Here is a 21,227-nt window from a genome sequence, read left to right as displayed (position 1 = left end):
GAAAACGAAACGGCTCCCCGCCCTCTCTTTCGAGCCCGGACGGGAAGCCGCTATATGGCAGTGCCGGCCCATCCGGGCAGGTCGCCGGAGGGCGATCAGCCCTCCTGGTGCTCGTTGATGTACGAGACCGCATCGCCGACCGTGGTGATCTTCTCGGCCGCGTCGTCGGGGATCTCGACGCCGAATTCCTCCTCGAACGCCATGACCAGCTCGACGATGTCGAGGCTGTCCGCACCCAGATCGTCGATGAAGCTCGCTTCGGGCTTCACTTCGCCGGCATCGACGCCCAGATGGTCGACGACGAGCGCGGCAACGCGCTGGGTGATCTCTTCCTGGTTGGCCATAGTCCCTGTTTTCCTTTGTCTGGGCTCTGAATTCTGTGTGAACGCACCTAGAATGCCGGGGGTGCCGTTGCAAGGGGGCACACCCCGAGACCGTAACGTTCAGGCCTGCGAAAAATCGAAGCTCGCATATTGGATGGTGCTGAGGAAGGCGAAATATTCCGCCAGCAGCTCGGCATTCTCGCGGGTCTGCTTCGCTTCCTCGGTCACCGATCCCTTGACCAGCTCCTGGCTCTCCGCTGGCGTGAGGGGGCGATTGCGGGCGTCCTCGGGCAAGGCCTGGAACCGATCCTCCAGCGCCGCGGCATCGAACCCCCGCTCGCCGATGACGCGCTGGGCAACGGGCATGCCGAGCCTGGCGAGCGTATATATCCGCGCGGCCTTTATCGCCGCTTCGGACCAATTATGCTCGAGCCCGCAGGCCGCAGCGGCGCTGGCGATGCTGCCGCCGACTGCCGGATCGTAGCTCGGCCGCTTGCCGCTTTCGGCCATGTTGCGCGAAACGTCGGCGTGGAGCTTGGCCGTGACGGCGGGATTCAGCTTCCCCGCGACGCAATCGATCGTCGCGAGATCGGCGGCGTAGGCGGGTGCCGCGAGCGCCAGCAGCGCGGCAGTTGCGAGGATACGCATGACGGTCACTCCAGCCGCGGGGCTCAGAGCATCGCCATCCCGCCGTTCACATGCAAGGTCTGGCCGGTGACATATCCCGCTTCCTTGCTGGCGAGATAGACCACCGCCGCGCCGATATCCTCGCCAGTGCCGAGATCGCCGGCGGGAATGCGCGTGAGCAAGGCGGTCTTCTGCGCTTCGGGCAGCACGTCGGTCATCGCCGAGCGGATGAAGCCGGGAGCGACGCAATTCACCGTGATGTTGCGGCTGGCGAGCTCCTGCGCGAGCGCCTTGGACATGCCGACGAGGCCGGCCTTCGACGCTGCGTAATTGGCCTGGCCCGGATTGCCGGTCGCCCCCACCACCGACGTGATCGAGATCATCCGGCCGAAACGCGCCTTCATCATCGGCTTGGCGGCGGCACGCATCAGGCGGAACGCGGCCTCGAGGTTGACACGGATCACCGTGTCCCACTCCTCGTCCTTCATCCGCATCGCGAGATTGTCGCGCGTGACGCCGGCATTGTTGACGAGGATGTCGAGCTTGCCCAGCGCCTCGACCGCCTGCGGGACGAGCGCATCGACCGCGGCACCGTCCGACAGGTTGCACGGCAACGCGACATGATCGCCGCCGAGTTCGGCGCGAAAGGCCTCGAGCTTTTCAGCGTTGGAACCGGACACCGCCAGCCGCGCGCCCTGCGCGGCGAGGCCCTTGGCGATCGCCGAACCGATCCCGCCCGAAGCGCCGGTAACGAGGGCGGTCATGCCTGTGAGGTCGAACATTGTGGTCTCCGGAAGAGTGAGAAGAAGTTATTGGTTCACGCGGAGGCGCGGAGACGCGGAGGGGGAATAGTCGTTGACGACCCGCCTGAGCCCCTCCTTCAGCGTTGCGCCGCCGAAGTTGATCAGCAGCCCTACGGGCTGTTTCGTTAGACGCAAATAGGTCAGGAGCTGCTTGCCGTGCGCGGCGCTCAGACGCTCCACCGATTTGATCTCCACCAGCAAACGGTCCTCGACGAGTAGGTCGATACGAAAGGCAGCTTCGAAACGGAGATCGTCAAACTCGATATCAATCGGCAGCTGACGTGCGACACGGTAGCCCATCGCCGCCAGCTTGCTGGCAAGAATCGCTTCGTAGACGCTTTCGAGCAGACCCGGGCCGAGTTCGCGATGCAAGCGCAGCGCTACATCGACAACATCGCCGCTGATCTGCTCGATATCCTTCAAGCCTTATTCTCCGCGTCTCCGCGCCTCCGCGTGAACCACTCTCTTCTATCTACAACGCCTTGGCCAGTGCTTCGATGTCGTCCATGGTGACGAGGCTGCTGGTAGTGGTGTCGGGGGTGATGCGCTTGACCATTCCGGCGAGGACCTTGCCGCCGAACTCGACGAATTCGGTGACGCCAGCCCCCTGCATCGCCAGCACGGATTCGCGCCAGCGCACCATCCCAGTGACCTGCTCGACCAGCAAAGTGCGGATCGTCGCGGGATCGGCGACCGGGGCGGCGGTGACGTTGGCGTAGACGGGGACGAGCGGCGACTGGATCGCGACCGCGGCGAGTGCTTCCTCCATCGCGTCGGCGGCGGGCTGCATCAGTGGGCAGTGGAACGGCGCCGAGACCGGCAACAGCAGCGCGCGCTTGGCGCCCATTTCCTTGGCGAGCGGCAATGCGCGCTCGATCGCGGCGAGATGGCCGGAGATCACTACCTGGCCGGGATCGTTGTCGTTGGCGACGGTGCAGACTTCGCCCTGCGCCGCTGCGTCGGCGATCGACTGTGCCTTGGCGAGATCCGCGCCGAGCAGTGCCGCCATCGCGCCGACGCCGACCGGGACCGCCGCCTGCATCGCGTTGCCGCGCGTACGCAGCAGCCGCGCAGTGGTGGCGAGATCGAACGCACCCGCGGCGCAGAGCGCGGTATATTCGCCGAGGCTGTGGCCGGCGACGAAATCGGCCTTGTCGGCGAGGCGGATGCCGCCGTCCTTTTCGAGCACGCGCAGCACCGCGATGGCGTTGGCCATGATCGCCGGCTGGGCATTGGCGGTGAGCGTGAGCTGGTCCTCGGGGCCTTCCGCCATCAGCTTCGACAGCTTCTGGCCGAGCGCCTCGTCGACTTCCTGGAAGACTTCGCGCGCATGCGGGCTCGCGGCGGCGAGCGCACTGCCCATGCCGACGGCCTGGCTGCCCTGTCCGGGGAAGATGAACGCGCGCATTTGCCTCTCCTTGGTGAAGGCGCGCGGGTTAGTGCCGTTGCGCAATGCGGGCAAGCCTGTCCGCTCCCAACCTGAACGAACCCGTCCGGCCCGCGACAATTGGTGACCATTTTGCCACTCGCCCGGGACAGGGCTGCGACAAGCGACTCCTAGATAGGTCTCAACGCCGGAAACGGCGCGAACAGAATGGAGTGAAGTCATGAAGAAGATCATTCTCGGCCTGGTCGCCGCTTCGATCGCCGCCACCCCGGCAATGGCCGCCGCGGCGCCGCAGCAATATCGCGGCTACGACGCACCCCGCCACGAGGTCCAGCGCGACGATCATCGCGGCTATGGCTACCAGCACGATCGCGGTTACCGGAACGATCGCGGCTACCAGAACCGCAACTGGCAGCGCGGTCAGCGCTTCGACAGTCGCTATGCCCGCAACTACCGGCAGATCGACTATCGCCAATATCGCGGCCTCCGCGCTCCCCCCCGTGGCTATCGCTACGTCCAGTCGGGCAACGATGCGGTGCTGGTCGCGATCACCAGCGGGATCATCGGCGCCGTGTTCGCCAACATGATCCGCTAAACCGCCGGCCTGTCACCGGCACGAGACGGCGGGGCCTTCGGGCTCCGCCGTTTTCGCGTCTCTTTTCGGGACCGGGTGGCAATGATCGGGGCTCGTGCGTTAACAGTCGTTAACCGTAACGAGTCGCGTGTGACCGATACCGATTCCTCCTTTCCGATCGCATTGCGCAGGCGCCCGCGACGAGTCTGGCTGCGCCTCGCGCTGGCCAGCCTGCCGATCGTCGGCGCGCTTCCGATCCTCGGCATCGCACAGGCGTCGCGGCAAGGCCCCCGCCCCGCCAGCATGATTGCACCCGACGCTCCCCCTCGCGAACCGCGCCGCCATGTCGACAGGCCGGCCACCGTCACTTTGGGTGCGCTGATCGAAGCGCAGCGCCGCGCACGCGCGCAGCGTCTCGCTTTGGCCGCGGTTGCGGACCTGCCGCCAGGCGAGGCATGGCAGGCGCAATTGGGGGCGTTCAGCTCCGCCGATGCCGCCGAACGCCAGCGCGCGCGTCTGATCGAGGCCGGCGTGCCCGTGACGGTCGAGCAGGTCGGATCGCTGCACCGGCTGCAGAGCCTGCCCGCAATGCGGCCCGAGACCGAAGGGCTCTGCACACGGGCGCAGGCGAGCGGCATCGATTGCTTCGTGCGGCGGACGATCTAACCCTAAGCGTGCTCCGGCGCAGGCCGGAGCTCTGGCCGCCCGCCCCGCCCTCTCTACCCAGCGCTCCGGCCTGCGCCGGCGCACAGTGGATATAAGTGCAACCTGTCTTGGCGCTTGCATTTCCAGCGCTTTGCTCGCATAGGCGCCCCGGTCGGGGTGGAGACGTGTCTCCGCCCGATTGCTTTTGAGACGACAGCCGGAGGGGCGCTGCACATGGGGTGCGCGTCAGCGATCGGCCAACAGTGAGAAGAACATATGGCTCTTTACGAGCACGTGTTCCTTGCGCGCCAGGACCTGGCACAGGCGCAAGTGGACGCATTGGCGGAAGCCGCCACCAAGATCGTCGAGGACAATAAGGGCAAGGTCGTCAAGACCGAGACCTGGGGCCTTCGTTCGCTCGCCTATCGCATCGCCAAGAACCGCAAGGCGCACTACGTGATGCTCGAGATCGACGCGCCCGCGGGCGTGGTCGCCGAGCTCGAGCGCCAGACGCAGATCAACGAAGACGTCATCCGCTACATGACCGTCAAGGTCGATGGGCTGGAAGAAGGTCCGAGCGTGATGATGCGCAAGGGTCAGGACCGCGAGCGCGGCCGTGGCCGTCGTGATCGCGACGATGCCGGCACCGGTTTCGGCGGCGAATAAGGAGCATATAGATCATGGCACGCCCATTTTTCCGCCGCCGCAAGAGCTGCCCCTTCTCCGCGAAGGACGCTCCCCGGATCGATTACAAGGACGTCCGTCTGCTCCAGGGCTTCGTGTCCGAGCGCGGCAAGATCGTCCCCTCGCGTATCACTTCGGTGAGCGCGAAGAAGCAGCGCGAGCTGGCCCAGGCCATCAAGCGCGCCCGTCACCTGGGCCTGCTGCCCTACATCGTCAAGTAAGGAGCAGAGCACATGGAAGTCATCCTGCTTGAGCGCGTCGAGAAGCTCGGCGCCATCGGCGACGTGGTGAAGGTCAAGGACGGGTTCGCCCGCAACTTCCTTCTCCCCAACAAGAAGGCGCTCCGTTCGAACGCCGCCAACCGCAAGGTCTTCGAGGCCAATCGCGCGCGCATCGAAGCCGAGAACGCTTCGCGCCGCAGCGACGCCGAGAAGGAAGCCGGCAACTTCAACGACGTGTCGGTCACGCTGATCCGTCAGGCATCGAACACCGGCCAGCTCTACGGTTCGGTCGCGGTGCGTGACCTGGTCGAGGCGATCACTGCCGACGGCCACAAGGTCAACAAGGCGCAGATCGTGCTCGATCGTCCGATCAAGTCGATCGGCGTGTACGAGGTCAAGGTTGCGCTGCACCCCGAGGTATCGGTGACCGTCAAGGTCAACGTCGCCCGCTCGCCGGAAGAGGCCGAGATGCAGTCGCAGGGCGTCGACGTGATGTCGGCGATGTTCGAGAAGGACGAAGCCGGCTTCACCGAGGATTACGATCCCAATGCCGAGCCGGGCGCGACCGCCGAAGTCCAGGCCGCTCCGGCCGAGGGCGAGGACGAGAACGCCGAGGGCTGAGGCTTTCGCCGCACAAAGAAAAGGGCCGCTCCGGAGCATCCGGGGCGGCCTTTTTCGTGTCTGGCTTGCGTTCGACCGACAAGGTGCGAAGGGCCCGCACGTCGCGGCGTTTGCACACGGGCAAAATGGGCGCTACCGGTCGGCTTACGGTTAACTCCGGACTATCCGCACGCTTTATCAGGCGGTTAGGACGGGCGCCGTCACCATCCATGACCGGCGCGCGTATGCGACGGGGTTCCAGGGGGGAACTGTACTTTGCGTATCAGGCATTTCGCCGCTGCCGCGCTCGCGGCCTGCTCAGCCCTGCTGATTGCCGCTACCGATAGCGAACCCCGGGGCCGATCGCTCGAGGCGCAAGTGCTCGAACGGATCAACGATATTCGCCAGGATCCCCGCGCTTATGCCGACGAACTGCGCGACTATCGCCGCTATTTCGACGGCGACATGCTGTTCCTGCCGGGCGAGGAAGGCACCTGGACGCGCGAAGGCGTTTCGGCGGTCGACGAAGCGATCCGCTTTCTCGATCGCCAGACCCCGCTCCCGCCGCTGGAGCGCGGCGACCTGCTCGCGCTCGCTGCGCAGGATCATGCCGACGATCAGGGCATGATCGGCGCCATGGGCCATGTCTCGCGCGACGGATCCGGCCCCGGCGAGCGCGTCCGCCGCCGCGGCGGCGACATCTTCGTCGGCGAGAGCATTTCCTATGGCATGGCCGATGCCGACGCAGTGGTCCGCCAGATGATCGTCGACGACGGCGTGGCCGGCCGCGGCCATCGCGCGCTGCTGTTCAGGAACGACTTCCGCTTTGCGGGCATCGGCTGCGGAGAGCACCGCCGTTATGGCTCTATTTGCGTCGTCGATCTCGCCGCGACGCCCGATGGCCGGCCGGACATGGCGCGATGGGCCGCGCGCGGCGCGCCCTCCGCGCCGATTCGCGCCCGCGCCCGCTAAGGCAGATGCCGGTTATTGCGTGAGCTGTCCGCCGCGGTTCTGATTGTCGCGAAAGGCCTGGTTCTGCTTCTCATACTGCCCGTTGAGCTTGGCCCATTCGGCCTTGGTCAGGCACATCCGCTTGCCCATGATCGTGCCCGTGGGAACGACCAGACGGCAAATCTTCTTCTCCTTGACCGGCGCAGCCGGATCGGCCGCCGGCGCATCCTGCGCAATGGCGGCGTGCGAAAACAGGCACGTAACAGCAACGGTCGCGAACAAGCGGAACGACATTCCCCACCCCCGAAAGATAGTAAAGCAACCCCGTAACATACTGTATTAGACACGTATAGCGGCCCGCTCAGAACAAGCGGCACAGAAGGTATGCAATCGCTCTATGCGCTATTTGCGTCCGAACAATTTCTCGATGTCGCCATGCGCCAGCTTCACCCAGGTCGGGCGGCCGTGGTTGCACTGGCCCGAATGCGGCGTGACTTCCATTTCGCGGAGCAATGCGTTCATCTCGGCGACCGAAAGGATGCGCCCCGCGCGCACCGAGCCGTGACACGCCATGGTCGACGCGACGTGATCGAGCCGCTCCTTCAAGGATAGTGCCTCGTCGAAGCTGGCGAGCTCGTCGGCAAGATCGGTGACGAGGCCGTGGACGTCGCCCTGTCCCAGAGCCGCGGGCGTCGCGCGGACGAGCATCGCCCGCGGACCGAAGCGTTCGAGCTCGAGACCGAACTGCGTCAGTTCCCCGATGCGGGCTTCGAGGCGATCGCAGGCAGGCTCGTCCAGCTCGACGACTTCGGGGAGGAGCAGCGCCTGGCTGGCGACGCCGCCGCCCTGCATCGCCCGGCGCATCCGTTCGAGGACGAGACGCTCGTGCGCGGCATGCTGATCGACGAGGACGAGGCCGTCCTCGGCTTCGGCGACGATATAGGTCTTCGCGACCTGCCCGCGCGCGACGCCGAGCGGGAAGTCGATCGTCTGCGGCACTGGCGCATGCGCGGCTTCGGCGCGGGCCAAAGGCGGCGGCGTGAAGAAGGTCGGGCGGCGATCGTGGAGCGCGAGGCCGGAATGGTGTGTAAGGTGTGACCCTTCGGAGAGGTACGGGGCCTCGCCGAGCGGGTCGCTTACGGCACTGCCCCACCCCGCCCCCTCCCCTGAAGGGGAAGGGCTTTCTGCGGTCCACATCCCCAAAGCGGCCTCGCTCGGACGCTGGACGCTGCGGTGGCCGGCTTCGTCGAGGGCGCGGCGCAGGCCGCTGACGATCATCCCGCGGGCGAGCGCAGGATCACGGAAGCGGACTTCGGTCTTGGCGGGGTGGACGTTGACGTCGACCTGGTCGGCGGGAACATCGAGAAACAGCGCCACCACCGGATGGCGATCGCGCGCGAGCATCTCGGCATAGGCACCGCGTACCGCGCCGGCGAGCAGACGATCCTTCACCGGGCGGCCGTTGACGAACAGATATTGGTGATCCGCCACGCCGCGATTGAAGGTCGGCAGCCCGGCGACTCCGCCCAGCACGAGACTCTCCCTCTGAAAGTCAATCGCGACACTGTTCCCTGCGAGATCGCGATCGGTGAGCGCTGCGACCCGCTCGGGCCGTGTCTCGCCGCCCTGTACCGAGAACACCCGCCGCCCGTCATGCTCGACCGAGAAGGCGATATCGGGCCGCGCCATCGCAAGCCGCTTCACGACATCGAGGCTGGCGCCATATTCGGCGCGCGCCGATCGCAGGAATTTCCGGCGCGCCGGCACCCGCGCGAACAATTGCTCGACGCGGACGCGCGTGCCCGGCGGCAGCGCGGCCGGTCCCTCGGCGACCAGTTCGCCATTGTCCACGATGCGCGACCAGCCGTCGGCACCGCGCAACCGGCTCTCGATCGTCAGCCGCGCCACGCTGGCGATCGACGGCAACGCTTCGCCGCGAAAACCCAACGTCGCAACGGTTTCGATCGCGTCGTCGGGCAGTTTGGAGGTGGCGTGGCGCTCGAGCGCGAGTGCCATATCGGCGGGATTCATGCCGGAACCGTCATCGATGACCTCGATCAATTCGGTGCCGCCGGCGACCAGGCGGACGGCGATCCGGGCGGCGCCAGCATCGATAGCGTTTTCAACCAGTTCCTTCAGCGCGCTGGCAGGGCGTTCGACCACCTCACCGGCTGCAATTCGGTTGACAAGATGCTCGGGGAGACGGCGTATTGACATGGCAGTCTGTCTAGCCCAACGGGCGGCATCCCGCGACCCGCAAGCGCATGCATCGAGACGGATTATTATCCGTTCCGGAAGGGTCAGGGCTAAAATCTGGTGCGAACAGCCGGCGGCGGGCGCCCGATCGGCAGGACGGAACAACGAATGGCTTTTTCCCGTTTTTTCAAATTCATGTCGCACGACATGGCGATCGATCTGGGCACCGCGAACACCGTCGTCTATCTTCGCGGACGCGGCGTCGTCCTCAACGAGCCGTCGGTCGTGGCGGTCGAGACGCTCAACGGCGTCAAGCGGGTCAAGGCCGTCGGCGACGACGCCAAGCTGATGATGGGCAAGACGCCGGGCTCGATCGAGGCGATTCGCCCGCTTCGCGACGGCGTGATCGCCGACATCGATGTCGCCGAGCAGATGATCAAGCACTTCATCCAGAAGGTCCATGGCCAACGCCGCTTCATGCGCTGGCCGCAGATCGTTATCTGCGTTCCCTCGGGCTCGACTTCGGTCGAGCGCCGCGCGATCCGCGACGCCGCGTCGAACGCCGGCGCTTCGCAGGTGTGGCTGATCGAGGAGCCGATGGCGGCCGCGATCGGCGCCGACATGCCGGTCACCGAGCCGATCGGCTCGATGGTCGTCGACATCGGCGGCGGCACCACCGAAGTCGCGGTGCTCTCGCTGCGCGGCCTCGCATATTCCACCTCGGTCCGCGTCGGCGGCGACAAGATGGACGAGGCGATCGTCTCTTACGTTCGCCGCAACCATAATCTGCTGATCGGCGAAGCCACGGCGGAGCGGATCAAGCAGGAAGTCGGCGTCGCCAAGCCGCCGGCTGACGGCATCGGCGCGACGATCCACATCAAGGGTCGCGACCTCGTCAACGGCGTGCCCAAGGAAATCCAGATCAACCAGGGCCAGATCGCCGAGGCGCTCAGCGAGCCGGTCGGCACGATCGTCGAAGGCGTGCGCATCGCTCTCGAGAACACCGCGCCCGAACTGGCCGCCGACATCGTCGACCAGGGCATCGTGCTCACCGGCGGCGGCGCCCTGCTCCAGGGGCTCGACGAGGTGCTTCGCGACGAGACGGGCCTGCCCGTAACGGTCGCCGAGGATCCGCTGACCTGCGTTGCTCTTGGCACCGGACGCGCGCTCGAGGATCCGATGTTCCGCGGCGTGCTCATCCAGGTCTAAGGGCGCAAGGGGATGGCGCCGCCACGGAACCGGCGCCCCGGATTTTCGCGGCGGGCGCAATACGGGCTCTTCATCGGCTATGTCGGCGCAGCCGGCGGCGCGCTGATCGGCGCGGCGTTGCTGTTGCTCTCGACGTTCAATCCGCCCGCCTTCGCGGCGGTGCGGAGCATGTTCGCCGAAGTGACTACCCCGGTCGCCTCGGGGTTCCACTGGGTGCGGCGTAGCCTGGGGAGTATCCCCCAGGGAATCGGCAGCTATTTCAATGTACACGGCGAGAATGCTCGCTTGAAGAAGCAACTCGCCGACAATGCGCTTTCGGTGTCGCGCGCGCAGACGCTCGATCAGGAAAACCGGCGGTTGCGCGAGCTGGTCAAGCTGCGCGACGTGACCACCGACGCGATCGTGGCGGCACGGCTGGTCAACAGCTCCTCGTCGAGCACCAGGCGCTACGCCACACTCAACGCCGGATCATGGCAAGGCGTGAAGCGCGGCCAGCCGGTGCGCGACCCCAGCGGACTGATCGGCCAGATCATCGAGACCAGCCCCAACAGCGCGCGCGTGTTGCTGCTCGTCGATGCCGAGAGCATCGTGCCCGTGCGCCGCACGCGCGACGGGCTTCCCGCGATCGCTTCGGGACGCGGCGACGGGCTGATCGACATCCGCTCGGCCAGTGTATCCACAATGGGCTTTCGCGCCGGCGACGTCTTCGTCACTTCAGGGACGGGCGGCGTCTTCTCGCCGAACATCCCCGTCGCGCGCGTGGTCCGCACTCAGGGGGACATCGCGATCGCCCAGCCCGCGGTCAACCCCGACGCGCTCGACTTCGCATTGGTCCAGCAGACCTTCCTGCCCGAGCCGGTTGCAACGCCGACGCCCTCCCCTTCGCCCAGTCCCGCGCAATCCGGGGCTACGCCGTGAGCCCGATAGAATTCATCCCGATGGGCCATGCCGAGAAGCCGCCACGCGCGCTTTGGCTCGCGCCGTTGTCGGTGATGCTCGGCTCGCTGATGACCTTGTTCCCCGTGATAGCGGTGGTGCCGTTCCTGCCGCCGTTCGGGCTGATGATCCTGCTCGGCTGGCGAATGGTGCGCGGCGATTCGATGCGCGTCTGGGTGCCGGTGCTGCTCGGCTTCTTCGACGATATGGTGAGCGGCCAGCCGCTCGGCTCGGCCATGCTGTTATGGACATTGTGCGTGCTGGCGATCGACGTGCTAGATACACGATTGGTATGGCGCGATTTCTGGCAGGACTGGCTGATCGCTTCGGGCGCCATCGGCTTCTGCCTGATCGCCGGGCGGCTGGTCGCGTCGCCGCTCGGCTCGCATGTCGACACTGCGTTGCTGTTGCAGGTGGTGACCTCCGCGGCATTGTTTCCGCTGATCTACCGGCTCTGCGCCTGGTTCGACAGCGACGTGAGGAAGCGTTGAGGTGCTGAAAGTCACCGAGGCGTCGCAGGCATATAGTTTCTCGCGGCGCGCGTTGCTGATGGGAGGCGCGCAGGGCGCCGTCGCGCTGGCGCTCGCCGGGCGCATGACGTGGCTCGCAGTGTACGAGAACGAGCATTATCGGCTCATGGCTGAGGACAACCGCGTCAGCCAGACGCTGAGCCCGCCGCGCCGCGGCTGGATCATCGATCGCAACGGCCAGCCGCTCGCCAACAACCGCACCGATTTCCGCGTCGATCTGATTCCCGATCGGCTGGAACGGCGCGAGGAGACGCTCGCCGCGCTCCAGCAGATTCTGGAGCTCATCCCCGAGGACATGGCGCGCATCGCCACCGACCTCAAACGCGCCCACGGTTTCAAGCCGGTGCAGGTCAAGGAAAGGCTCGACTGGGAGCGCTACGCCAAAGTGCTCGTCCGGCTGCCCGAATTGCCGGGGGTGCAGGCGACGCAGGGATTCACGCGCAACTATCCGCTCGGCGCCGGGGTGGGCCATCTGATCGGCTATGTCGGCGCCGCCTCAGCCGAGCAGTATAAGGAATCCAAGGACCCGCTGATGGTCACGCCCGGGTTCAAGATGGGCAAGGACGGGCTCGAAAAGACACTAGAGGGCCGGTTGCGCGGCAAGCCCGGCGCCAAGCGCGTCGAAGTCACTGCGCGGGGCAAGTTGGTGCGCGAACTGACGACGCGGCCCGACGTGCCGGGGAAGACCGTCAAGCTCACCATCGACGCAGGGCTGCAGGAATATTGCGCGCGGCGGCTGGCCGACAATTCGGGCTCGATCGTCGTGCTCGACTGCCTGACCGGCGACGTGCTCGCGATGGTTTCGATGCCCGGCTACGATCCCAACAGCTTTTCCGACGGCATCAGTCAGAGCGAATGGAAGATGCTTTCGGGCGACGACCACGTGCCCTTGATGAACAAGGTGCTGCAGGGGCTCTATCCGCCGGGCTCGACCGTCAAGCCGATGCATTCGCTGGCGATCCTGCGCGCGGGGATTTCCCCGCAGGCGACGGTACATTGCAGCGGCGCGCTGCAGGTCGGGAACCGTGCGTTCCACTGCCACAAGCGCGGCGGGCATGGCGCGGTCAACATGGAACGCGCGGTCGCGCAGAGCTGCGACATCTATTTCTACTCGATGGCGCGCGAACTCGGCTATGATCACTTCGCCAAAACGGTGCGCGAGATGGGCCTCGGGCAGCGCTTCGACCTGCCCTATACCAGCCAGCGCTACGGCACCGTGCCCGACAGCGCGTGGAAGATGAAGAAGTACAAACAGCCCTGGACGATCGCGGACTCGGTCAACGCGTCGATCGGACAGGGCTATGTCCTCGCCAATCCCCTCCAGCTCGCGGTGATGGCGGCGCGGATGGCACAGGGCCGCGCGATCGTCCCGCGCCTGCTGCTCGACGAGCCGCATCAGCCGGCGCCCTCGCTCGGCCTCGACCCCCAGCACATCCAGACAGTCCGCCAGTGCATGTGGGCGGTGGTGAATGGCGGCGGCACCGGGGGCAAGGCGCGGCTGCCGATCCCCGGGATCGAGATCGCCGGCAAGACCGGCACCGCGCAGGTCCGCGCGATCACCAGCGCCGAGCGCAGCTCGGGCGTGCTCAAGAACGCCTCGCTGCCGTTCAAGCTGCGCGACCACGCCTTGTTCGTGTGCTTCGCGCCGTGGGACAATCCGCGTTATGCCGCGTCGATCGTCCTCGAGCATCACGGACACGTCAATCCGGTCACCGATGTGGCCCCGACGGCGCGCGACATCATGACCTTCCTGTTCGATCGCGAGAAGGCGATGGCGTCGCTGCACGCGCTCGAGAAGGGCTGGGGCGGCACCTATACCGAGCGCATGGCGAAGAAGGCCGAGGCGTTCAACGCAGCGCAGGCCGCCGCGCGCGCCGCCCCTCCCCCGCCCGTCCCCGAGGACGCCGAAGCCGCTGCGAGCAACGTCGTCTCCGAAGCGGCCAACGCCAATGTACCGGCCGGCGACGTCGCCGGCAGACCCGTGGAGCGCGACGAATGAGCACGCTCGGCCTCGGAATGGTCCCGGCCCCGCTGGCGCAGCTGCCGTGGAAGATCCTGTTGCTCGTCCTGGCGGTCGGCTGCTTCGGGCTCGTCGTGCTCTACTCGGCCGCGGGCGGCAGCCTCTATCCCTGGGCCTTCTCGCAGGGGGTGCGCTTCTTCGTCTTCTTCGGCATGGCGATCGTGCTGTCGCGCGTGCCCGAAGGCTTCTGGGCGCACGCCACTTTCCCGATGTACGCGGTGATCCTGCTGATGCTGCTCGGCGTCGAGGCGCTCGGCGCAGTCGCCGGCGGCAGCCAGCGCTGGCTCGACCTCGGCATCATCCGACTCCAGCCTTCCGAGCTGATGAAGCCGGTGATCGTGCTGACGATGGCGCGCTTCTACGAGATCCTGCCGGCGAGCGAGATCCGCAAGTTCGGCGCGCTCTGGCCCGGCGCGGTGCTGATCGGCCTGCCCGCCGCGCTGGTGATGCTCCAGCCCGACCTCGGCACGGCGCTGATGATCACGGGCGGCGGCGTCGCAGTGATGTTCCTCGCCGGAATCCCGCTGCGCCTGTTCATCGGCGGCGGACTGGCGCTGGCGGCGGCGGTTCCGCTCGTCGTCAACTTCGTGCTCCACGATTATCAGCGCAATCGCGTGCTCGTGTTCCTCGATCCCGAGAGCGATCCGCTCGGCACCGGCTATCATATCAGCCAGTCGAAGATAGCGATCGGATCGGGCGGCATCTTCGGCAAGGGCTTCCTCAACGGCACCCAGAGCCATCTCGATTATCTGCCCGAAGGCCATACCGATTTCGCCCTCGCGACGATGATGGAGGAATGGGGGCTGATGGGCGGCCTGTTCATCATCCTGGCCTTCGGTTGCCTGATCGGCTGGGGCATCGGCGTGAGCATGCGCGCCAAGAGCCGGTTCGGCCGGCTGACGGCGGCGGGGCTCTCGGCGACGATCTTCTTCTACACTGCGATCAACATGGGGATGGTGATGGGCCTCGCCCCCGTGGTGGGCATTCCGCTGCCGCTGATCAGCTTCGGCGGCACCGCGCAGATGACCTTCATGATCTGTTTCGGCATCCTGATGTCGATCGATCGCGAGAGCCGCCGCAAGCAGCGCTGGTAAGGGATTTTGCGGGAGGCGCATTTTAGGGTTTGCAATGCGCGAAAGCTTTGCTAACCGCGCCCCTCCAAACGCGGCGGCGCACTCACCAAGAGCGCCGGAAACGCCCGGAATGGACGCATAGCTCAGTTGGTAGAGCAGCTGACTCTTAATCAGCGGGTCCTTGGTTCGAGCCCAAGTGCGTCCACCACCGCAAAATCAGTATGTTAGCCTGTTTTTCTCGGCTTCCGCGAGACGCCTGCTTACTCACACTTAATCGTCACGTAATCATCCGGCCGAATTTCGCATCCTAGAGATTCCTACTACGACGTCCTTGATTGATCCGCAGCGCATGTCTGCATCTGGCCGCCAAGTGAACGCGGTGGGGCCGGATTGCCCAGTTCGAAGCTGCCCATCGGCTAACGCCCCGATTGCGGACATCCGGTCGTTGCCTGAACAAACGGCGCTTCGGGATTGCCGACCGCTAGGCTGAACGGCGGACATAAGGGCGCTCAGGTCCACGGAGGGTTCCGACCCTGCTCGGCTGCCGGGGACTTAGCGCACTCGCTCCGGGAAGCTCAATCTTCGGAGTGCAAACTTCGGAAACCTTGATTAAGCTCGCGCCAAATAGGGGGAATTCGTGCATAAGCTGCTCGTCGCCATTCTTGCGTCCACCATGTTCACGACCGCAGCCCGGGCGGACGACAAGCCGGTGATCGCGCCGGTGCCCGCCTGGGTGAAACCGATCGCAATCCCGCTCGCACCTGCCAAGCCCGACGACGCCAGCATCCGCATGTTGCTATGGGACCAGCAGGTCTCCCTCGAGGCCGGGCGTGAAACGCTCTATTCGCAGGTCGCGATCAAGATCCAGACACCGCAGGGACTGGCGGCGGGCAACATCTCGATACCGTGGCGGCCCGATACCGACGAGCTCACCGTCCACAAGCTGCTGATCCGCCGCGGCGACAAGGTGATTGACGTGCTCGCCTCGGGCCAGACCTTCACCGTCATGCGGCGCGAGACCAACCTTGAGAACGCGACCCTCGACGGCATGCTGACTGCCAATATCCAGCCCGAGGGGCTGCAGGTGGGCGACATCATCGAGTTCGCGACGTCGCTGACCTCGCGCGATCCGGTGATGAAAGGCCATGTCGAACATCTGGCCAGTGGATGGAATGCGATGCCGATCGGACGCATGCACCTGCGGATCGAATGGCCTGCCGACCTGCCGGTGCAGCTGCGTCAGCCTGCCCATCTCGCCGAGGTCAAGCCGGTCCAGTCGGGCAACCGCAAGGCAGTCGAGCTCTCGCTCGATAACGTGCCGCCGTTCAATCCGCCCAAGGGCGCACCACCCCGATTTCTACTCGGCGGCACGGTGGAGGCTACCGACTTCCGCTCCTGGGCAGATCTAGGCGCGCTGCTGGCGCCGTTGTTCGCAAAGGCGGCGGTGTTGCCGGCCGAGGGGCCGCTGCGCGCCGAGCTGAACCGCATCCGCGACGCTTCGCCCGATGCCAAAAAGCGCGCTGAGGCGGCGCTCGCGCTCGTGCAGGACAAGGTCCGCTACGTCGCCTTGGCGATGGGTAGCGGCGGGCTCGTCCCGGCCGATGCCGAAGCAACCTGGACGCGCCGCTACGGCGACTGCAAGGCCAAGACCGCACTGCTCCTCGCGCTGCTCCGCGAGATGAACATCGCGGCGGAGCCGGTCGCAGTCAGCACGGTGTTCGGCGACGGGCTCGACGCGCGCCTGCCGATGGTCGGCTTGTTCAATCACGTGCTCGTTCGCGCCCATATCGACGGCAAGGACTGGTGGCTCGACGGGACCCGCACCGGTGACGCGAGCCTCGACCGGATTGCCGCTCCCGACTTCGGCTGGGGGCTGCCGCTGGTCCCCAAAGGCGCGACGCTGGTCCGTCTGCTGCCGACGCCGCTCGACAAGCCCGGCCATGAAGTCGCGATCCGAATCGACGCCACGGCCGGACTCGCGGTGCCCGCGCCGGTCACCGTCGAGACCGTAATGCGGGGCGACGCCGCGGTTCGGACCAATCTCGGCCTGGCGGATTTGACCGGCGAGGTCCGTGACCGGGCGCTCCGCCAATATTGGAAGAGCGAATATGACTTCATCGAGCCCAAGACGGTAACCGCTAGCTTCGATCCGGCGACCGGCGAGGAGCGCCTGACCCTGACGGGGCTGGCGCGGATGGACTGGAGCAGCGGCTGGTACAGGCTTGACGACTTCTCGCTGGGTTACAAGGCCGATTTCGCCCGCGAGCCGGGGCCCGACAGCGGTGCGCCCTTCGCAGTCTCCTACCCCTATTATGCGCGCGTCACCGAGACGATCCTGCTGCCGCGCGGCTTCGAGAATGCCAAACCCGCGTCGCAACCGGACGTCGACCAGATAATCGCGGGCATCGCCTATCGCCGCACCGCCCGACTGGCCGGCAACGTTCTGACCATCGAGAAGAGCGAGCGGAGCACCGCGCCCGAATTTCCCGCCAAGGAGGCTCCGGCCGCGGAGAAGGCGCTGCGCGAATTGGCCGACAATACGCTCTACGTGCAGCGGCCGGCCGGATACCGGCTGACCGAGAAGGAAGTGGCGCAGACGCTTGAGACCCTGCCGACCACCGCAGAAGGATTTGTCTATCGTGGCAATCTGCTGCTCGACCGCGCGCGCTATGACGAGGCGATCCAGGATTTCGATCGCGCACTGGGACTCGAACCGAAAAACGTGCTGGCGCTGGCCGATCGGGGCATTGCACGCGTGTGGAAAAAAGATCTGGCCGGCGCGACCAAGGATTTGGATGCCGCTGCTGCGATCGATCCGCGCAACGCCGTCGTCTTTCGCGCGCGCGGGCTGATGGCCCAGCAAACCGGTGCCTCCAAGGACGCCGTCGCCGCCTATAGCACCGCGCTCGAGATCGAGCCGGGCAGTGCCTTTGCGCTCGGAAAGCGCGCCGAGGCGTACCGCGCCGCCGGTGATGACGACGCGGCACTTCGTGATTCAGCCGCAGCGCTGAAGCTCGATCCGCGCTGGGCCACCCTCTACCTGCTGCGTGGCAACATCTTTCGGAGGCTCGGCAAAGTCGAGGAAGGGCTCGCCGAGGCGGCTGCGATATCCGCCGCCATGCCCGATGACGCCTATGCCCAGGTATCCGCGGCAGCCCTATACGACGCATTCGGCAATCGCGACGAGGCTATGCGCGCCTTCGATCGCGCACTCGCGATCAAGCCCGACGCCTATATCTATCTCAATCGCGCGGACCACCGGCCGAAGGAAGACGAGGCAGGTCGCCGCCAGGACATCGAGGCGGCGATGCGGCTCGAGCCCGATTCGGTGGATGCACTCGCCACGATGGCGCGGCTGCAAACCGACATCGGAGACCATGCCGGCGCGGTTGCCACCTATTCGAAAGCCCTTGCCAAGGAGCCTTCCGATGCCGGGCTGCTATCCGCGCGGGGGATCGCCTATGCGCGCTCCGGCAACGGCAAGCTCGCCGAGAAGGACTTTGCGGCAGCGGCGAAGTCCGCCGATCCGGTGGCGCTGAACAATCTCTGCTGGGCGAAGGGCACTGCTGGAATCGCGCTTGAGAGCGCGCTCGCGGATTGCAACGCCGCTCTGACGAAGGAGCCTGAAGTCGCAGGCTTCATCGACAGCCGAGCACTGGTCTATCTTCGGCTCGGCCGTATCGACGAGGCGATCGCCGACTATGACCGGGCGCTCGCAAAGGCACCGACCATGACATCATCGCTCTTCGGCCGGGCGCTCGCCTGGGCGCGCAAGGGGGATAAGACACGGTCGGCAGCCGACGCCGCCGCGGCGCAGCGCAACGATGCGAAGGTCATCGAGCGGTTCAAAGGCTACGGACTCGAACTCGGCGAGCCCTTGGCGAAATAAGCGTCTATTGCCAATCGAACGTCCGCAACTAAGAGCTCAAGCCGCATCACGATAGGGCGGAACCCAGTCCGGACGTGAACGGCGAATTTCAGAGCCTCGGATTAGACTCAGGACGGCAACAAATGGGCCGAAAGCCGACGGTCTGCTTTCGGACGAGCAACCGAAAAAGCCGCCGTGGCGTCGAGGGCCGGTCGCAGCTTCCAGTTCTCGAAGTGCTAAGGTCAATCTACGGCAGGCGACGTCCTTCCGCCCGGCAGTCATAAGGTAGATCGGATTCGGAACAGAAATCGGGCCAGTGGCCGCTCGATCGCCAATATTGAAGAAGGCCTAGATGTCGAGCCAGCGCCAAGAAGCGCGGATCGCGATGCGCACGAGAGAGTTGCCAGTCCGCTAGCGCTCCACATCGACGCCGGTGCCCGACACATAGCGGTTGATGATCGCCTAGGTTCTCTAAAATGCCGTTCGCCTACCGATAACAATTCATCCACTGACCAGTCTGGCGAGCGAGACGTCCCAGGTGTGAAATAGGCCGGCGCATTTTGCGGTGCGTGAAAAGTCTTCCGTGTGTAGGCGAACGCGATCGCCCGGAAGCCATTTGTCGAACACGACGCTGATTGCATCGTAGCTTGCCGGACAGGATTTGCCGGCGCGGTTGAGCGCAAATCTTTTAACCAGTCGCGAACCACCAATGCGCGTTCGCCCTAACTGGATGATCTCAATGTCCAGCACCTGCCCGGAACCATTTCCGAAATTGAGCAGCCCATAATTCTCAGAAGGAGAAACGACAACACGCGACGGTGTTCCTGCTGAAAGCCTATACCGCTTGTTGTCAGCCATTAAATAGAGTTCATTTCTCCCATCAAAGGAGGCACTTATTTTTTTCGACAGCTGCACTTTGGTGATCCTTCCTCCATCCGAAAGATCAACGGAACCAGGACCGTTAATAAGGAGTGAGACCGCCGTGATCGCTAGTTTGAAGAGGGGCATGTCACACCCTGATCGGTAAATGGAATGGTGGCGCGAGTTGTTATGTATCCGGTAGGCGCATCAGCTGACTACAGAGGTTGACTATCTACGTGTACTGTCTTTCAACCCGAATTTTCTGCGCAGAAAATCCCAGACTATTGAAGATATCCAAGCTCCTCCAGCGACGGCCACGAAAAAACCAATATAAAGTAATGCCGGGTAGTCGTGCCCGTTCTCGGAAAGCTTCAAGGCAAGCCAAATCGTCGCCATGCCAAGCGTAAAAGGCAGAATGGATACCAGGCATCCATTTTTACGAGATAATCTTGTCATTAGTTGCTACACCTAGGTCGGTCCGGGACACCAACGTAATCCAATGCAGTGTTGACTGCACTTCGCGCTGCATCTTCATATAGAAAACTGGCCGGCGCCCAGCCTACAAGGAATTCGGTTCCAATGGATCTTATAGATGCCCCACCCAGAAGTGCGGTAGTAAATCCAGTGGCTGTCATCATCCGCCCTTGCGTTCCGATCATACCTCCAACTGCGACGACCTCGCCACCTAGCAGAACGCCACCGGGGTTATAGGTCATGGCGCTTCCGCCCGCGATACCTACACCAATAAGGGCAACTCCGTCACCAATCTTGGTAGCTTGCTGACCTACTTTGAGCGCCGACGATCCAAGTGCTTGCGCGGCTTTCTGCATTTCGCTGCAGGGAGGGGGTTGATCGATTGGCGCTGTACCAGACGTCACCAAAATCCGATTGATCCCTCCTGAACCCAAATTTATGGGCGTCGTCGTAAGTGGGTACCCAAAAACGGACACACCATCGTTGCTTGGACCGCTTCCACTGACTCGGGGCCCGGTTATATTTCCCCCGCCCCCCTCGCAGAATTGGGTATTCGTCTCCGTATCTAGGTAACATTGGGTTCCATACGAGTCAGGATCCATCGGGAGAGGGACAATGTCTAGTCCGAAAGGATCTGTAAAGTTGACTGGGTCTCCGCCGGTATACCCGTAGATGTTCATCCCACCGCCATATCCGATCGGATCGGTCTGCATGAAGCGGCCCAGCGTGGGCGAGTAGATGCGGGCCTTGTAGTAATACATGCCGAGCTCGGGCAGCCATGCCTGGCCGGTATACTGGAAGCGGCCTATGTTGGTCGATGCGGGAATGCCATATTCGTCGTAGCGGTTGACCGCGATCGCGTTGCCCGAGCCGTCACTCACCGCCACTACCGAGCCGCGCTCGTCGGCGTGCAGCCAGCGGCGGTCGCTCGTGCCCGAGCCTTCGTACCATACCACCGGCTCGTCGGTACCGGGACCGGGCACATAGCGGCGGTTGATCACGAAGGCGGTACCGTATTCGGAGATCATTTGGCTTCCGGACCAGCTGAACCGGGTGTCAGCGCCAGCGGTGTTGAAGCGAAGAAGTTGGCCGGCTGCCGGTTCATAGGCCATGGTGATCCCAGGGGCCGATTGCATTCGATTGTCGGTGGAGTAGGTGTAGGCAGCGCTTCCTGAACTGGTCAGGTTGCCGCGTCCGTCATAGCCAAGCGCCGTCGCGCCAGCTGTCGTCATCTGGTTGAGGCCG

General features: G+C 64.9%; 21 protein-coding genes and 1 tRNA gene. 13 read left to right on the top strand and 9 right to left on the bottom strand.

What is annotated here, in order from left to right; translation table 11 throughout:
* Positions 1-95 precede the first annotated feature (95 nt).
* The 5 genes from BR78_RS0100100 to fabD all read right to left on the bottom strand — a co-directional run bounded on the left by BR78_RS0100100 (position 96) and on the right by fabD (position 3,161).
* Complete coding sequence (locus tag BR78_RS0100100; RefSeq protein ID WP_025494681.1) at positions 96-344, bottom strand: acyl carrier protein; 249 nt, start codon at positions 342-344, stop codon at positions 96-98.
* Between the two features lie 99 nt (positions 345-443).
* Positions 444-971 carry a hypothetical protein gene (locus BR78_RS0100095; protein WP_029934077.1) on the bottom strand — a complete coding sequence of 176 codons (528 nt, stop codon included), beginning with the start codon at positions 969-971 and terminating at the stop codon, positions 444-446.
* A 23-nt stretch (positions 972-994) separates the two neighbouring features.
* Positions 995-1,732, bottom strand: coding sequence for a 3-oxoacyl-[acyl-carrier-protein] reductase (gene fabG, locus BR78_RS0100090; protein ID WP_025494677.1), 738 nt, complete (start codon positions 1,730-1,732; stop codon positions 995-997).
* Positions 1,733-1,759: 27 nt separating this feature from the next.
* The gene (locus BR78_RS0100085; RefSeq protein ID WP_029934075.1) at positions 1,760-2,176 is read right to left on the bottom strand and encodes a GxxExxY protein; all 417 of its coding nucleotides are present in this window, start codon (positions 2,174-2,176) and stop codon (positions 1,760-1,762) included.
* A gap of 49 nt (positions 2,177-2,225) precedes the next feature.
* The gene (gene fabD, locus BR78_RS0100080) at positions 2,226-3,161 is read right to left on the bottom strand and encodes an ACP S-malonyltransferase (protein ID WP_029934074.1); all 936 of its coding nucleotides are present in this window, start codon (positions 3,159-3,161) and stop codon (positions 2,226-2,228) included.
* Between the two features lie 199 nt (positions 3,162-3,360).
* Between fabD and BR78_RS0100075 the strand changes: the two genes are divergently transcribed.
* The 6 genes from BR78_RS0100075 (at position 3,361) to BR78_RS0100050 (ending at position 6,836) form a co-directional block, all read left to right on the top strand.
* Positions 3,361-3,735, top strand: a complete 375-nt coding sequence (locus BR78_RS0100075) for an RcnB family protein (protein ID WP_029934066.1) — start codon at positions 3,361-3,363, stop codon at positions 3,733-3,735.
* A gap of 129 nt (positions 3,736-3,864) precedes the next feature.
* On the top strand, positions 3,865-4,380 hold the full coding sequence (locus BR78_RS0100070) for an SPOR domain-containing protein (protein ID WP_029934064.1): 516 nt from the start codon (positions 3,865-3,867) through the stop codon (positions 4,378-4,380).
* Between the two features lie 255 nt (positions 4,381-4,635).
* A complete protein-coding gene (gene rpsF, locus BR78_RS0100065; protein ID WP_029934062.1) occupies positions 4,636-5,025 on the top strand; it encodes a 30S ribosomal protein S6 in 390 nt (129 codons plus the stop codon).
* Positions 5,026-5,039: 14 nt separating this feature from the next.
* A complete protein-coding gene (gene rpsR, locus BR78_RS0100060; protein WP_010543816.1) occupies positions 5,040-5,264 on the top strand; it encodes a 30S ribosomal protein S18 in 225 nt (74 codons plus the stop codon).
* Between the two features lie 12 nt (positions 5,265-5,276).
* On the top strand, positions 5,277-5,885 hold the full coding sequence (gene rplI, locus BR78_RS0100055; protein WP_029934058.1) for a 50S ribosomal protein L9: 609 nt from the start codon (positions 5,277-5,279) through the stop codon (positions 5,883-5,885).
* Positions 5,886-6,140: 255 nt separating this feature from the next.
* Complete coding sequence (locus BR78_RS0100050) at positions 6,141-6,836, top strand: CAP domain-containing protein (RefSeq protein WP_051683129.1); 696 nt, start codon at positions 6,141-6,143, stop codon at positions 6,834-6,836.
* Between the two features lie 12 nt (positions 6,837-6,848).
* Here the strand turns inward: BR78_RS0100050 and BR78_RS0100045 are convergent, their stop codons facing one another.
* The gene (locus tag BR78_RS0100045) at positions 6,849-7,109 is read right to left on the bottom strand and encodes a hypothetical protein (RefSeq protein WP_029934053.1); all 261 of its coding nucleotides are present in this window, start codon (positions 7,107-7,109) and stop codon (positions 6,849-6,851) included.
* 108 nt (positions 7,110-7,217) lie between these two features.
* A complete protein-coding gene (gene mutL, locus BR78_RS0100040; protein ID WP_029934051.1) occupies positions 7,218-9,032 on the bottom strand; it encodes a DNA mismatch repair endonuclease MutL in 1,815 nt (604 codons plus the stop codon).
* A 147-nt stretch (positions 9,033-9,179) separates the two neighbouring features.
* Here mutL and BR78_RS0100035 point away from each other — a divergent pair, with 147 nt between their 5' ends.
* From BR78_RS0100035 to BR78_RS0100005, 7 genes are all read left to right on the top strand, one after another.
* A complete protein-coding gene (locus BR78_RS0100035; protein WP_025494655.1) occupies positions 9,180-10,220 on the top strand; it encodes a rod shape-determining protein in 1,041 nt (346 codons plus the stop codon).
* A 12-nt stretch (positions 10,221-10,232) separates the two neighbouring features.
* Positions 10,233-11,138 carry a rod shape-determining protein MreC gene (gene mreC / locus BR78_RS0100030; RefSeq protein ID WP_037565835.1) on the top strand — a complete coding sequence of 302 codons (906 nt, stop codon included), beginning with the start codon at positions 10,233-10,235 and terminating at the stop codon, positions 11,136-11,138.
* Positions 11,135-11,647, top strand: coding sequence for a rod shape-determining protein MreD (mreD, locus tag BR78_RS0100025; protein WP_331280222.1), 513 nt, complete (start codon positions 11,135-11,137; stop codon positions 11,645-11,647). The genes mreC and mreD overlap by 4 nt, the downstream gene beginning before the upstream one ends.
* Before the next feature lies 1 nt (position 11,648).
* Positions 11,649-13,685 (top strand): penicillin-binding protein 2, encoded by a 2,037-nt coding sequence (gene mrdA / locus BR78_RS0100020; RefSeq protein WP_029934044.1) that lies wholly within the window; start codon positions 11,649-11,651, stop codon positions 13,683-13,685.
* Positions 13,682-14,800, top strand: coding sequence for a rod shape-determining protein RodA (rodA, locus tag BR78_RS0100015; protein WP_029934042.1), 1,119 nt, complete (start codon positions 13,682-13,684; stop codon positions 14,798-14,800). Before mrdA ends, rodA begins: the two co-directional genes overlap by 4 nt.
* Before the next feature lie 111 nt (positions 14,801-14,911).
* Positions 14,912-14,987 (top strand) — tRNA-Lys (locus tag BR78_RS0100010).
* A 429-nt stretch (positions 14,988-15,416) separates the two neighbouring features.
* Positions 15,417-18,668: a DUF3857 domain-containing protein gene (locus tag BR78_RS0100005; RefSeq protein ID WP_051683128.1), complete on the top strand. Its 3,252-nt coding sequence runs from the start codon at positions 15,417-15,419 to the stop codon at positions 18,666-18,668.
* 480 nt (positions 18,669-19,148) lie between these two features.
* On the opposite strand, the gene BR78_RS21475 is transcribed toward BR78_RS0100005, so the two are convergent.
* Entirely contained in the window at positions 19,149-19,655 is a 507-nt protein-coding gene (locus BR78_RS21475; protein ID WP_156022162.1) for a hypothetical protein, read from the bottom strand.
* A gap of 308 nt (positions 19,656-19,963) precedes the next feature.
* On the bottom strand, positions 19,964-21,227 hold a 1,264-nt coding region (locus tag BR78_RS21145), incomplete at its 5' end, for an RHS repeat-associated core domain-containing protein (protein WP_197021244.1).

Origin of the sequence: Sphingomonas sp. UNC305MFCol5.2 (assembly GCF_000712135.1) — a bacterium.
GTDB lineage: Bacteria > Pseudomonadota > Alphaproteobacteria > Sphingomonadales > Sphingomonadaceae > Sphingomonas.
This window is presented reverse-complemented; position numbering and strand designations above follow the sequence as displayed.

What these genes read in the sequence shown, in the direction of transcription:
- BR78_RS0100045 (WP_029934053.1), bottom strand. Translation starts at nt 7,109, where the DNA reads ATGTCGTTCCGCTTGTTCGCGACCGTTGCTGTTACGTGCCTGTTTTCG.
- rpsF (WP_029934062.1), top strand. Translation starts at nt 4,636, where the DNA reads ATGGCTCTTTACGAGCACGTGTTCCTTGCGCGCCAGGACCTGGCACAG.
- BR78_RS0100075 (WP_029934066.1), top strand. Translation starts at nt 3,361, where the DNA reads ATGAAGAAGATCATTCTCGGCCTGGTCGCCGCTTCGATCGCCGCCACC.
- mutL (WP_029934051.1), bottom strand. Translation starts at nt 9,032, where the DNA reads ATGTCAATACGCCGTCTCCCCGAGCATCTTGTCAACCGAATTGCAGCC.
- BR78_RS0100095 (WP_029934077.1), bottom strand. Translation starts at nt 971, where the DNA reads ATGCGTATCCTCGCAACTGCCGCGCTGCTGGCGCTCGCGGCACCCGCC.
- BR78_RS21475 (WP_156022162.1), bottom strand. Translation starts at nt 19,655, where the DNA reads ATGCCCCTCTTCAAACTAGCGATCACGGCGGTCTCACTCCTTATTAAC.
- rodA (WP_029934042.1), top strand. Translation starts at nt 13,682, where the DNA reads ATGAGCACGCTCGGCCTCGGAATGGTCCCGGCCCCGCTGGCGCAGCTG.
- BR78_RS0100035 (WP_025494655.1), top strand. Translation starts at nt 9,180, where the DNA reads ATGGCTTTTTCCCGTTTTTTCAAATTCATGTCGCACGACATGGCGATC.
- mreC (WP_037565835.1), top strand. Translation starts at nt 10,233, where the DNA reads ATGGCGCCGCCACGGAACCGGCGCCCCGGATTTTCGCGGCGGGCGCAA.
- fabD (WP_029934074.1), bottom strand. Translation starts at nt 3,161, where the DNA reads ATGCGCGCGTTCATCTTCCCCGGACAGGGCAGCCAGGCCGTCGGCATG.
- rplI (WP_029934058.1), top strand. Translation starts at nt 5,277, where the DNA reads ATGGAAGTCATCCTGCTTGAGCGCGTCGAGAAGCTCGGCGCCATCGGC.
- fabG (WP_025494677.1), bottom strand. Translation starts at nt 1,732, where the DNA reads ATGTTCGACCTCACAGGCATGACCGCCCTCGTTACCGGCGCTTCGGGC.
- BR78_RS0100100 (WP_025494681.1), bottom strand. Translation starts at nt 344, where the DNA reads ATGGCCAACCAGGAAGAGATCACCCAGCGCGTTGCCGCGCTCGTCGTC.
- rpsR (WP_010543816.1), top strand. Translation starts at nt 5,040, where the DNA reads ATGGCACGCCCATTTTTCCGCCGCCGCAAGAGCTGCCCCTTCTCCGCG.